The following is a 13,555-nucleotide window of genomic DNA, read 5'->3' as shown; positions in this document are numbered from 1 at the left end:
CCGCGTCGGGTTACGACCACCCAGGGTGAAAGGCTCCTGTCTATTATGAAGCCCGCCTCGCACGCAACCGATGGTGGCGGACAGGACGGGCCTTTAGTCTCATGCTGCCCGAGCCGGACTGGAGCGGCAGTGTCGCTCCCGCCCCAGTCCGGCCCGATCAGATCGCGGTCAGATCATGCTCAGGTGATGATCGTCGGCCATCCGGGCAGCATACATCGTCCCGGACAGGTCCAGGCTGTCTGCGAAGTGACCGACGTCCGCAGCGACAGGTTCGGCGGAGAACGCACCGGACGAAACGGTTGCGAAATCGCCTGCCGTGTCGGGCGCGGGCGCATCCGACGTCGTCACGGCCGCAGACCGCAGCAGGAGGTCGGACGACGTCACCGCGTTCGGGCCGGTCACCTGGATGTTCAGGTCCACCACGCCGTTGCCGCCCAGATCCACCGCGACGAACGTATCGCTGCCGAAGGTGAAGATGTTGATCCGATCGGCAGCGCTCGTGTTCACCGCGGTCAGGTCGATCTTGTCCACACCGGTCTGGAAATCGGTGATGACGTCGGCAGTCGCAGACGGCGAGTCAGCGGCCACGACGTAGCGGAACGTATCGGCGCCGCTGCCGCCGGTCAGGCGATCCGAGAGTACGCCGCCTTGCAGGATGTCGTTGCCGTCCCCGCCGTTCAGCACGTCGGCACCCTGCCCGCCGAACAGCGAGTCGTTGCCGATCCCGCCGAACAGCGTGTCCGTTCCCTGGTTCCCGAACAGCGCATCGTCGCCATCGCCACCCAGCAACGTATCCGTCCCCAGCCCGCCGGTCAGCGTGTCGCCGCCGGCCCCGCCGGTCAGCGTGTTGGAGGCATCGTCACCGGTCAGGCTATCGGCAAAGGCCGAACCGGACAGGTTCTCGATCGACGTCAGCAGGTCCGGGCCACCGGCGCCCGTATCCTGCACCACCCCGGCAAGCGCCAGGCTGACCGCCACGCCCGCCGTCGCGCTGGCATAGCTTGCGGTGTCGTTGCCGATCCCGCCGGCAATCGTGTCGAAGCCCGACGTGAACGTCCCCGTCGGCGTCACCGCGGCCGACGTGGTCGAGATGTGCATCGTATAGGTCTGGCCGGCACGCAGGCCGCCCGCGGCCGGGTTGCCCAGCGTATCGAAATCGATGACCCGGACATAGTAAGTGCCGGCGGTCGCGAAGGTGAAGTCGAGGCGGCTGGCCAACTGCGAACTGCCGGGATCGGTGAAATCATCGTCATTTTCGGCCAGCACCGTGCCGTTCGCATCGACGATCTGGATCACCGAGTCGAACGTGATCTGATCGATATCGAACACCACACGCGCACCGGCGTCGACCGCGACGCCATAATATTCCAGGCCGTTGCCGGCTGCCGTCGCGTTGATCGTCGCGTGCGGAATGCTGCGCGCGGCCTCGATGTCCGGATTGTTGACCAGGTCGAAATTCCCGGTCGCCGTCGTGTCTAGCACCACCGCGGTCGCGATGCTGTTGTTGGTCGTCGTGGCCGGCTTCACCACGTCGGGGCGATCGACCGTATCGGCGAACTGCGTTTCGTTGCCGAAACCACCGTCGATGACGTCGTCACCTTCGCCGCCGCTGATCGTGTCGCTGCCCGCGCCGCCGCTGATGACGTTGTTTTCGACGCTGCCGGTGATCGTGTCGCCGAAGTTCGACCCGATTGCATTCTGGATGTTGTTCAGCGAGTCGGTGCCCGCGCCGCCGAACGCGGTCCCGGTGCCCAGGTTGATCGAGACGGCGGCCGTCGCATTGCCGTAACCGGCGGTGTTGGTGCCGACGCCGCCGATGATCCGGTCGTCACCCAGTCCGCCCTCGAGATAGTCGTCGCCGGCCCCGCCGTTCAGCGTGTCGCTGCCCTGCCCGCCATAGATGATGTCGTTGCCGGTCTCGCCGAAGACCTGGTCGGCGTCCTGGTTGCCGAACAGCGTGTCGTCGCCTGCCCCGCCGTAGATCATGTCCGCACCGGTCCCGCCCGTGACGCTGTCGTTCCCGGCATAGCCGTACAGCGTGTCCGCCGCACCGCTGCCCGTGATCGTGTCGTTCAGGCTCGTGCCGTACAGCGTGGTCTGGCCGGAGTTGGAGATGTTGAGCGTCGTCGCGAACTGGACCGACTTGTCGGCCAGCACGAAGCCGGAACCGGTCCGGACATCCTGCCCGACGTCGAACCCGACGGTGGCCGAGTCGTCCATGTCGACCGACGAGTTCATCATGAGCGCGCGGACGTCCGCCGGGGTGAGCAGCGGATTGGCCTGCAGCATCAGCGCCGCGACCGCCGCCGCGTCCGGTGCCGCCGCCGACGTGCCGAAGAAGTTCGGGAACGTGTCGGCGTCCGCGGCGGAATCCGCGGAGAAGAAGGTCGTGTTGCCACCGTCCACCGCGGTCATCGCCACGGTATTGACGAGGGCCGTCGCCAGCCGGTTGCCATTGTCGTCGAACAGAGTCGTCTGCGTACCGCGCGACGAGAAGCTTTCGGCGATCGGCGGGTTGTAGCCGTAGGCCGGCGTGCGCGCGAACGAGGCGGCGGCGATCGCCATTGATCCGGTTGCAGCATGGTGACCGTACAGCGTGCCCTCGTTCAGGTTGGACAGCGGATTTTCCAGGTTCACGGCGGCGCCGTTGCCTGACGCGATCAGCCGGATTTCGCCCGGTGCCGCACCGTCGTACAGACCGACCCGGATCTGGAACGTGCCGGCGGCGGGCGCGGTGAAGCGGAACACCTCGACCGGATCGCCGCCCTCGTTGCTCGTGGCCGCTCGTGCGCGGACCGTCGTCCCGTCCGCGTCCGTCAGGAACACGTCGAGATCGTTGGCCGAACCCGGGCCGCCCGCCGATGCCGCCGGCGAATCCCACTGGAGGATGAACGTGCCGGTCGCGCCGGCACCCATCGTGACGTTGATGAAGTCCTGCCCCGGGGCGAACTGCATCAGCGTATAGTCTGCGCCCTGGATGGTCTGCGTCGCGCCCGACACCCAGGCGCCCTGATAGCCTTCGCGGCCGTCATTGCCGGCAGAGCTGAAATAGGCGACGCCGCGCTCGGCGACTTCGTTCACCGCCTGCGAGATGATGCCGTTCTGATAGGTCAGTTCCGCGAAGTAGCTGACATCGTCCACGATCACCCGGTCGCCGGCATTGGCAAGCGCGATGATGTTGTTGGCAAACGATGCCTGGCCGTTGAACGCGGTGGCGAAATCGATCGCGGAGCCGGGTGCCAGATCGTGGATCAGCTGGGCCATCGCGCGGCCTTCGTCGGTGCCCGCCCCGTTCACGTCGGCCAGGACGCGCGTGTCGGTCGGCAGGTCGTTGCTGGCGATGTTGGTCGCGATGGTATCGGTCGTGCTGCCGTTGCGTCCGAAGCTGTCGGAAAGCACGCCGACACGGATCCCGCTGCCGTCCACACCGTAGGTCGCGCGCGCCGTATCCGCCGCCATCGTCTGGTCGGCCTGCGTCGTGGTCAGCCCGACGCTGCTCGTAAAGCCGGACTCACGCGCGGCCAGCAGGTTCGTCGCGCCGGTCAGCGCGCCGATCTGGTCCACCGGGATATAGCCGGACGCCACCGCGCCGTAGCTGCTACCGCCCTTCAGCCCCAGGCCCTGCAATTCGGCCAGCAGGCCGGCACCGTTGCCATCGCGCGCCGTCGTGTCGATCAGCACATATTTACCGTCCGCGGTCAGCGCGCTGGCGATCTGTTCGACACTGGCGGTGAAGGCCGACATCGCGACCGCCTGCGACGAGTTGGCGTAATAAAGCGATGCCAGCTGATCGTCGAGCACCGACAATGTTCCGGTCTTCAACGCCGCCATCGCGACAGACGACGCATCCTCCAGGCTAAGCGGAATTACGTCCCCGCCACCGATCGTGACCAATTCCGTCGGAACAGCTGCTGCATAGCCGGCCGACGACACGATGTTGAACTCGTCCGGCCCGTAATCGAGCGACGGCGTAAGCGGTGCATAACGCGAAACCGCGAACTGGTCGCCCACGTTGCCGAGCGCTGGATCCGTCGGTTCGGCGGGGAAAGATGTCGCGGGACGGAATGATGCCATGGAGCAGGATCCATTTCAGAAAATGCAGTGACAGGGCGACCGTGCGGGCAAGAACTTACTTACCGCACAGGGCGATCTCGAATATCCGGGGGCCGGGCACGGCAGAAAGTCGCGCGCGGTCGCCATCAATCTAGAATTCGTCGAACGTATCTTTGATATTTTTGCTTCGCAAGCCCGCTGACACGATTTATTAATCATTCCCGCAAATCGTGACCGACGGCGCTGCGGGACGTGGCCGAAGCCGAATTTTCGACTATGCACGGTGCCGACCCCGGGGGCACCCACGCCCCCGCCACATACGAACCGGCAGCAGGTCCGGCAGGACCATGGACAGGGCGGACGATCGGTTTGGAATAGTCGGGGGACGGTTGAGTTGAGCGTATCGAAAGTTCGTCCCGGCCGCGACGCATGGCGGCCTGCCGGGGCGACGCTGCTTCTGATGATCGCGGCGCCCGGCCCGGCGGCGGTCCCGTCCGTGCGGGCGACGAACCCGATCGGCCTCGTCCAGACGCCGGCCCCGGGGCCGGCCGCGACCGACCTGCCGACGCCGGTGGCCGATCCGATGCGCATCGATCCGGCCGCCGATCCGGTGCTGGCGCTGGCCCGCGTCAATGCCAGCGAGGATCGGTTCCGCATGATGATCGGTCGCGCGGTGCGCGAGGCGCCGGCATCGCAGGAGGCCGCGGCCGAACGCGACGCGGCGGTCGCGGCCCGCGGCCAGGCGCGCGCCGGGCTGTTTCCCTATGTCGATGTAGCGGCGACCGGATATCGCGCCGTCGCACGCAATTTCTCCAACGACATCAATAATATCGTCGAACGGTCGCGCGCGGCCGGGCGGACCGACGCCACCGTGAACATCCAGCAGACGGTGCTGGATTTCGGCGCAACGTCGATCCGGATCGCGGCGGCCGGTGCCCGGCTGCGCGCCGCGGCCGCCGGGATGGACGCGTCGGCCGACCAGGTCGCGCTGGACGCGATCGGCGCGTGGTACGACGTGTTCGTCTACCGCGCGCTCGTCCGGCTCGGCATCGCCTTTGCCCAGTCGCAGCGCGACCTGCGCGTCGCGGTCGAACGGCGCGTCGCCGACGGCGTCTCGGCGCAGGGCGATGTCGCCCGCGTCGAAAGCTATATCGCCAGCGCCGACGTCCGCCTGGCCGGATATCGCCGGTCGCAGGCCAATGCCGAAGCACGCTTCGCCCAACTGCTGCGCGAAACCGCCCCGCCCCAGCTGCAACGCGCGCCGCTGCTCGATCGGACGCAGGTGACGCAGGATTACGCCGGCATGGCGTCGCTCGCCACGCCCGGCGTGCGGCTCGCCACCGCGCAGGCCGACGCCGCCCGCCAGGATGCCCGTGCTGCGCGGGCCGATACGTTGCCGCTGCTGACCGCCGGGGTCCAGGCCGGGCGCTACGGCGTGCTCGAAAACCCGGACGATTACGATGTTCGCGGTGTCGTGACGCTGCGCAAGCGCTTCTTCGGCGGCGTGGACGCGCGCGCCGACCAGGTCCGCGCGCAGGCCAATGTCGCCGAGGCCCGCGCGGCCCGGGCGCGGCAGGAAGCGGCGCGCGACGCCAGCATCGCCTGGTCCGACGTCCGCGCGCTGGAGGATCAGCTGAAGGCGTTCGAGGAAAGCTATATCGCCGCCCGCCGGTCGCGCGACGTGCTGTTCGAACGGTTCCGCGTCTCGCGCGGCACGCTGTTCGACGTGCTGGGAGCGGAGGACTCGTTCTTCCTGACCGCATCCGCCTATATCCAGGGGGTCGGGGAACTGGATGCCGCGCGCTATGTCCTGCTGTCGCGCACTGGCCGCCTACTGGGCGCGCTCGGCATCCCCCCCGCCCCGACCTCCGTCTCCCAGGCCCAAGGAACAGCGCGTTGAGCGAAGACATCGTCATCGAAGCGCCCAAGCCGCGCATCGCCGCCTGGCTGACCGAACCGATGCGCCGCAACCGCGCAACCTATCTGAAGGTCGCGGCGGCCGCCGTCATGATAAACCTGTTCGGGCTGGTCACCTCGCTGTTCGCGATGACCGTGTATGACAGCGTCCTGCCCAACAACGCGACCGCTTCGCTCGTCGGCCTGTCGATCGGCCTCGGCATCGTCGTGTTGTTCGATTTCTTGCTGAAGACGCTGCGCGCCTATTTCGTCGATATCGCGGGGGCGGATATCGACCGGCGTGTCGGCACCGCCATCTTCAACCGGCTGCTGTCGATGCGGATGGACATGCGGAGGGGGTCGACCGGGTCGCTCGCCGGGCTGATGCGCGAACTGGAAACGCTGCGCGATTTCTTCGCATCGGCCACCATGACCGCGATCGTGGACGTGCCGTTCGTGTTGCTGACGCTGGCGGTCATCGCGCTGATCGGCGGCAAGGTGGTACTGGTGCCGCTGGCGCTGGTGCCCATCGTGCTGATCGCCGGCGCGCTCACCCGTCCGGCGATGGACCGGCTGTCGGCGCAGTCGATGGGCGAGGGTCTGGCCAAGCAATCCGTGCTGGTCGAGGCGATCGGCGGGCTGGAAACGGTCAAGTCGGTGCAGGCCGGCCCGTTGCTGACGAAGCGCTGGCGGCGCGCGATGGAAAGCCATGCCGACAGTTCGCTGCGCCAGCGGCTGGTCGGCGCGATCAGCGTCAATATCGCGACGTCGGGCCAGACCATCTCCTATGCCGGCGTCGTGATCGTCGGCGTCGCGATGATCGGCGCGCAGGAACTGACGATGGGCGGCTTGATCGCCTGCTCCATGCTCGCCGGCCGCGCGGTGGCCCCGCTGGCGCAGATCGCCAGCCTGCTGTCGCGCCTGACCTCCACCCAGGCCGCCTACCGTCAGCTGGACGGCATGATGCAGGCGCCGAAGGAAGGCGCGCAGTCCAATCCGCTCGTCCTGGCCAAGGTGAAGGGCGCGATCGAATTCCGCCGCGTCACCTTTCGCTACCCCGGTGCCACCGCGGACGCGCTGGACGATGTCAGCTTCTCGATCGCGCCGGGCGAGCGGGTCGCCATCCTCGGCCGGATCGGGTCGGGCAAGTCCACCGTCGCCCGCCTCATCCTCGGGCTCTACCCGCCGGCCGACGGACTGGTGATGATGGACGGCACCGACCTGCGCCAGCTCGATCTCGGCGCGATGCGCGCCCAGATGGGGGTCGCGCTGCAGGAAAGCGTGCTGCTGTCCGGCTCGGTCCGCGACAATATCACGCTCGGCCGCGACGGCGTCGACGATGCGGAAATGCTGCGCGCCGCCACGCTGACCGGCACGCACCAGTTCATGGGGCAGATCGCCAACGGCTACGACCTGCGCCTGAACGATCGGGGGGAAAGCCTGTCCGGCGGCCAGCGCCAGTCGATCGCCATCGCGCGCGCATTGGCCGGGCGGCCGCAGGTGCTGGTCTTCGACGAACCGACCAGCGCCATGGACACCCAGACCGAAGGCGCGCTGCTCGAACGGCTTCAGGCCGAACTGACCGATCAGACGCTCGTCGTCATCACCCACCGCCCGTCGCTCGTGAAGCTGGTCACCCGGCTGATCGTGATGGAAAACGGCAAGGTCATCGCGGACGGCGAACGCGACGCGATCCTCAAGAAGCTTCAGCCGAGGGCCGCCGCATGACCACGCATATCGAAGACCTGGCCGATCAGGTCCGGCCCCGCGTCGTCTCCAGCGTGCTGCTGTGGGCGATACTCGCTTTCTTCGCGATCCTGATCGTCTGGGCCTGGGCGACCGTCATCGACCGGTCGGTCAACGCACAGGGGCGGATCGGGCCGACGTCGCAGCTGCAGATCGTCTCCAATCTGGAGGGCGGGATCGTCAGCGAGATCCTGGTCCATACCGGCGAGGTCGTGCGCGCCGGCGCGCCGCTGCTCCGCCTGGACCAGACCAGCACGACCGCCGAACTGGGCAGCGGTCGCGCCACCATGGGTGCGCTGTCCGCCAAGCTCGCGCGGCTGTCGGCGGAAATGGCCGGCACGCAACCGAATTTCGCGGGCGTCGCCGGGGATAGCGGGCAGATCGCCAGCGAACGCAGCCTGTACGCGTCGCGTCAGGCGGATCTCGCCAGCATGCTCGCGGTCGGTCAGGCGCGTATCGTCCAGTCGGAACGCGCGGTTGCGGAGGCCCGGTCGGCGCTGGAGGCCCGCATCGCAGCGCGCGACTCGCGGCGTACCGAACTCGCGCTCATCCGGCCGCTGGTCGAACGCGGGATCGAACCGCGCCTGACCCTGATCCAGACCGAATCCGCCGCCGCCGTCGCCGCAAGCGAGGCAGCGGCGGCATCCGCCGCGCTCGCCCGCGCCCAGTCCGCCGTGGCGGAGGCGCGCGCGACGCTCAGCCAGCAGCGGCAGGACTGGCGGACCCGGACGAGCGACGAACTGGCGACCGCACGCGGCGAACTTGGCAGCCGGTCCGAAACCATGCCGTTGCTGGCCGACCGGCTGGCGCGCACCGTGGTCCGCGCACCGCGTGCCGGCCGCATCAACCGCGTGCTGGTGGCGACGGTCGGCGGCACGGTACGGCCGGGCGACCCGCTGGTCGAACTGGTGCCCAGCGACGACACGCTGGTGGTCGAGGCGATGGTGACGCCCAAGGACATCGCCTTCGTACGCACCGGGCAGCGCGCCAAGGTGAAGATCACCGCCTATGACTCCGCGATCTACGGGTCGCTGGACGGCCGCGTCACGACGATTTCGCCGGACGTGACGGTCGATCAGCGGACGGGCGAAAGCCACTATATTGTCCGCGTCCGGACGGACCGCGACGCGCTGAAGGACGGTGCCGGCCGCCCGTTGCCGATCGGCCCCGGCATGATCGCCGACGTCAGCCTGCTCGGTGACAAGCGCTCGGTCCTGTCCTACCTGCTCACCCCCTTCACCCGCCTGCGTGATAACGCGTTCCGGGAGTGATCGCGAACCGGAGCGTGCCGACGTCGGTCTGAACCATCCGGCGAACGGCCTCGGGGCGGGTCCATCGAACGGGACCCGCCCAACCGACGTCAGTCCGGCACAGCCTCCACCGGCGTCCCGCGATAGCGGATCAGCAGCGGGACGGTCAGCGTGGCCGGGCAGGATATGCCATGCTCCCACAGCCCGTCCTCGCCCCACGCATCGCCGTGATCGCCACACAGCAGGATCGTCGCATGCGCGAAACGGGCGATCAGCGGCGCGATCTGCCGATCGACATATTCGCACGCCAGCCGCTGGCGGTGCTGGCAGTCCGCGCGCCGGTCCACCGCCTGGAACGGCGTGCACGGATTGTCCGCCGCGGGCCAGTCCGCCCCCTCGAAATGATAGGGAACATGCGTCTCGCCCACGTTCAGGAAGACGAAATGGTCCGCGGCGGTCGATGCCGCGATCTGTTCCTCGATCCACGCGACCTGCCGCCCGGCATGCTGCTCGAACTGGAACGTGTCGAACCCGTCACGCAGCGTCGCCGAAACCGCGGTAGCCGGGTCGAACCACCCCATCGCCGCCGATCCGATCGTGTGATGGCCCGCATTGCGGAACCCGTCCGGAATATCCGCCCCCGCCACCACAAAGCCCGGCTCGCTCAGCCCCGGATGCCCGGCCGCCGCCAGCCGGAACAGCCGCCCCAGCTTCGGATTGACGAACCGCTTGCGCAACGCCGCGACGCCGGGCGTGAAGCCCACGAACATCGCCGCATGCGACCCGTAGGTGAAATGCGATGGCGCCTGCGCCTCGTACAGGGCGGACACGCTCTTGGCCGCCGGCGCATAGGCCGCGACGAAACTGTCGAAACGGCAGGAATCGAGCGTCACGAACAGCACGCTGTCGTCCGAAATCATACGGGGCGGTTCATGCTGCATGTCATCGTCTCTCCCGCCCATGCCGTCCGCCCGGGCGCCTACGGGACATAACCTGCCCCGGCCCTGGCCGGAAGGCCGCCAAACCGGGAAGCCGGAACGGCATCCCCGGCTTCCCGTCCGGTCCGGCAACGCGTACGATCCGGCCGGTCGATGCTGCCGTGGAGCGCGCTATCACTGGTCCCGCCGTCATCCTCGCGATCCTGGCCTACGGCGCGCTGCTGTTCGGCATTGCCTGGATCGTGGACCGGCGCGGGCTTTCGCCGCGGCTCGGGCGGATCGCCTATCCGCTGTCGCTGGCGGTCTATTGCAGCAGCTGGACCTTCTTCGGCGGTGTCGGAACCGCGGCGACCCGCGGCTGGGACTATCTGGCCATCTATCTCGGCCCGGCGCTGCTGTTCCTGCTTGCGCCGCGTTTCCTGGCGCGGCTGGTCCAACTGGCGCGCGACGAAGGGTCGAGTTCGATCGCGGACTTCATCTCCGCACGCTACGGGCGCAGCCGCGGCACGGCGGCGATCGTCGCGGGCACAGCGCTGCTGGCGTCAGTGCCCTATATCGCGCTCCAGCTGCGCTCGGTCACGCTCAGTTTCGGCGCGCTGGCCGGGATCGGCAGTTCGTCCGCGGTCGGCACGCTGGTGGCACTGCTGCTGGCGGTGTTCGCCATCCTGTTCGGCGCGCGGCGGTACGAGGTCGCCGGGCGCAACCCCGGCGTCGTCGCCGCGATCGCCACCGAATCGCTCATCAAGCTGCTGTGCTTCGTGGTGCTCGCCGGGTTCACCCTCCTGCTGCTGGCCGACGTGCCGAACGCGGCGCTGGCCGCCCCGCTGGCCCGGCTGGGGGCGGGCTTCACCTGGGGGGCGCTGACGTCCGACTTCTGGGTCCGCACGCTGCTGTCCGCGCTGGCGATCCTCTGCCTGCCGCGGCAGTTCCATGTCGGCGTGATAGAGGCGAGCGGCCCGGACGCGGTGGCCCACGCCCGCTGGCCGTTCATCGCCTATATGGTCGTCATCTCGCTGCTCGTCCTGCCGCTCGCGCTGGCGGGAATGACGGTGCTGCCAAATGACGGCACGCCCGATCTGTACGTCCTGGCCGTGCCGCTGGCGCAGGGGCACCGGCTGGTCGCGCTGCTCGCCTTCCTCGGCGGCTTCTCGGCCGCGACCGCCATGGTCGTGGTCGAAACGATCGCGCTGTCCACCATGGCGACGAACGACCTGCTCGCCCCGCTGCTGCTGCGCCGCCACAGCGATGCCGGCGAGGGCGCGCTAGGCCGGCGGATGCTGCGCGTCCGGCGCGTCATCATCGTCGCCATCGTCGCCACCGCGCTGGTCTACGGCCGCAGCCTGGAGGCGGGCCTGCCGCTCGCGTCGATCGGCCTGATCGCGTTCGCCGGCGTCGCGCAGTTCGCGCCGGCGCTGATCGCGAACATCGGCTGGGGGTTCACGGATCATGCCGCGGCGCGCGGCGGGCTGATCGCCGGCGTGCTCGTCTGGATCTACTGCCTGCTGCTGCCGTCGATCGGCGACGGCGTCGGCCCGACGCTGGCGCAGTTCACGCACGGCTGGCTCGATCCCGCCGCGCTGCTCGGCTGGCGGATCGGTTCGCCGCTCGTCAACGGTACGGTCTGGAGCCTGGGCCTGAACGTCGCGTTGATGGCCGCGCTCCATGTCCGCCGCTGGCGGGGCGGCGGCACGATCGACCATGTCACGACGCTGGGCGAACTGCGCACGCTCGTCGCCCGTTTCGTGGGGGAGGCGGAGGCGGCCGAGATGATGGACAGCGTATCGCTCAACGCACGCGCGCCGATCGACGGGCCGGCCGCCCGCACCGCCGAACGGCTGATCGCCGGCGTCATCGGTGCCCCGTCGGCGCGCAAGATCGTGGCGTCCAGCATCGCCGGATCGGCGATCGACGTCAGCGACGTGGTCCACCTGCTCGACCAGCGCGGCCGATCGCTGCGCTTTTCGCGAACCTTGCTGTCCGCCACGCTGGAAACGATCGATCCCGGCGTCAGCGTGATCGATGCGGACCTCCGCCTCGTCGCGTGGAATCCGCGCTATGTCGAAATGTTCGATTATCCGGAGGGCTATGTCGTCACCGGCCGGTCGATCCGCGATCTCATCCGCTACAATGCCGAACGCGGCGGCAGCGGGCCGGGCGAGATCGAGGCGCATGTCGCGCGGCGCATGGCGCATCTGGCGCGCGGCACGCCGCACAGTTTCGAACGGCAACGCCCGTCGGGCCGCTGGATCAAGGCGGTCGGCCGCCCCATGCCTGGCGGTGGCTATGTCCAGAGCTTCACCGACATCACCGCTGAAAAGGAACGCCAGGCCGATCTGGAGGCGCGCGTCGCCGCCCGCACGCAGGATCTGGCGCAGTCGAACCTGATGCTGGACGAGGCCCGCGCGGTCGCCGAAACCGCAACGCGCGACAAGACGCGGCTGCTGGCGGCGGCCAGCCACGACCTGCTGCAACCGCTGCACGCCGCCCGGCTGTTCTGCGCCGCGCTGGATGCGGGCAAGGCGGCGCACCAGGCCGAACTGATCCACGCGATCGATGGCGCGATCGGGTCCGCCGACACCCTGTTGCGCGCGCTGCTCGATGTTTCGCGGCTCGATGCCGGCGGGGTCGTGCCGAAGATCGAACGCTTCGCGCTCGGCCCGCTGATCGCCGAACTGGCCGCGCAGTTCGCGCCGCAGGCGCGCGAACGCGGGCTGCTGCTCGCGGCCCACGCCGGCACGTTCAGCGTCGCGACCGACCGGTCGCTGCTCCGCTCGATCCTGCAGAACTTCCTGTCGAACGCGATCCGCTATTCCACGGACGGCCGGATCTGGATCGGTGCGCGGCGGCGCGGGGACGCTGTGTCGATAGAGGTGCGCGACGCGGGGCCGGGCATCGCGGCGGCGGACCGCGAACGGATCTTCGACGAATTCGAACGGCTGGAAAGCAAGGGCAGCGCGGGCGGCGGCGTCGGGCTCGGCCTCGCCATCGTACGGCGTATCGCGCGCCTGCTGGGTGCCACGGTCGAACTGCGCTCCGCACCGGGCCGCGGCTCGACCTTTGCGATCCGCGTGCCGATCGCCCCCGCCGGCGCGGACCATCTGCCGACCCCGCCGACCCCGCCCCGCACGCTGGTGCCTGGAACACGCATCCTGTGCCTCGACAATGACGCGACGATCCTGGCGGCGCTCGATGCGGCGCTCCGTGCGCGGCGCTGCGTCCCGCTGCTCGCGGCGACGATCGCGGAGGCGTTCGTGCTCGCCGCCGACGAGGAACCCGATATCGCGCTGATCGACTTCCACCTCGACGAGGCGGAAGACGGCCTTGACGTCGCCGCGCGGCTGGCGGCGATGCGCCCCGCCCCCGCGATCGCGCTGGTGACCGCCGACCGCGCGATCGCCACCGACCCGCGCGCAGCCGGCCTCACGATCCTGATCAAGCCCGTCGTTCCCGCCGACCTGTGGCATTTCATCGAAGGCGCCTCGATGGCGGCGGCGCAGGGGATGGAATAGGACCTGACCCGCTTTGCCGAAAACCGCCCATCCCGTGCGAAGTCGAGGGACCCTTCGAGCGTAGCCGAGAAGCCAACAGCGCCCCTCGGCTACGCCCGGGGAAGGTGCCTCGACTGCGCTCGGCATGGACGGATTGAAGTAGAGCTGTCTGAAGTCATCCAGC

6 protein-coding genes are annotated in these 13,555 nt (G+C 68.9%); 4 read left to right on the top strand and 2 right to left on the bottom strand.

Annotation, left to right across the window (positions count from 1 at the left end; all coding sequences use genetic code 11):
- Positions 1–168: 168 nt before the first annotated feature.
- The gene (locus BKY59_RS12030; RefSeq protein ID WP_076071793.1) at positions 169–4,074 is read right to left on the bottom strand and encodes a pre-peptidase C-terminal domain-containing protein; all 3,906 of its coding nucleotides are present in this window, start codon (positions 4,072–4,074) and stop codon (positions 169–171) included.
- A gap of 439 nt (positions 4,075–4,513) precedes the next feature.
- Between BKY59_RS12030 and BKY59_RS12025 the strand changes: the two genes are divergently transcribed.
- Genes BKY59_RS12025 through BKY59_RS12015 form a run of 3 tightly spaced genes read left to right on the top strand, consistent with a single transcriptional unit; the run spans position 4,514 to position 8,966 of the window.
- Positions 4,514–5,953, top strand: a complete 1,440-nt coding sequence (locus BKY59_RS12025; protein ID WP_129586372.1) for a TolC family protein — start codon at positions 4,514–4,516, stop codon at positions 5,951–5,953.
- Positions 5,950–7,677, top strand: coding sequence for a type I secretion system permease/ATPase (locus BKY59_RS12020; protein WP_076071791.1), 1,728 nt, complete (start codon positions 5,950–5,952; stop codon positions 7,675–7,677). The genes BKY59_RS12025 and BKY59_RS12020 overlap by 4 nt, the downstream gene beginning before the upstream one ends.
- A complete protein-coding gene (locus BKY59_RS12015; protein WP_076071790.1) occupies positions 7,674–8,966 on the top strand; it encodes an HlyD family type I secretion periplasmic adaptor subunit in 1,293 nt (430 codons plus the stop codon). Before BKY59_RS12020 ends, BKY59_RS12015 begins: the two co-directional genes overlap by 4 nt.
- Positions 8,967–9,055: 89 nt before the next feature.
- Here BKY59_RS12015 and BKY59_RS12010 read toward each other — a convergent pair whose 3' ends face one another.
- Entirely contained in the window at positions 9,056–9,886 is an 831-nt protein-coding gene (locus tag BKY59_RS12010) for an alkaline phosphatase family protein (protein ID WP_206362063.1), read from the bottom strand.
- A gap of 158 nt (positions 9,887–10,044) precedes the next feature.
- Here BKY59_RS12010 and BKY59_RS12005 point away from each other — a divergent pair, with 158 nt between their 5' ends.
- Positions 10,045–13,392 (top strand): PAS-domain containing protein, encoded by a 3,348-nt coding sequence (locus BKY59_RS12005; protein WP_240500081.1) that lies wholly within the window; start codon positions 10,045–10,047, stop codon positions 13,390–13,392.
- Positions 13,393–13,555: the final 163 nt, after the last annotated feature.

This window comes from Sphingomonas montana, assembly GCF_001956315.1.
Taxonomy (GTDB): domain Bacteria; phylum Pseudomonadota; class Alphaproteobacteria; order Sphingomonadales; family Sphingomonadaceae; genus Sphingomonas_R; species Sphingomonas_R montana.
This window is presented reverse-complemented; position numbering and strand designations above follow the sequence as displayed.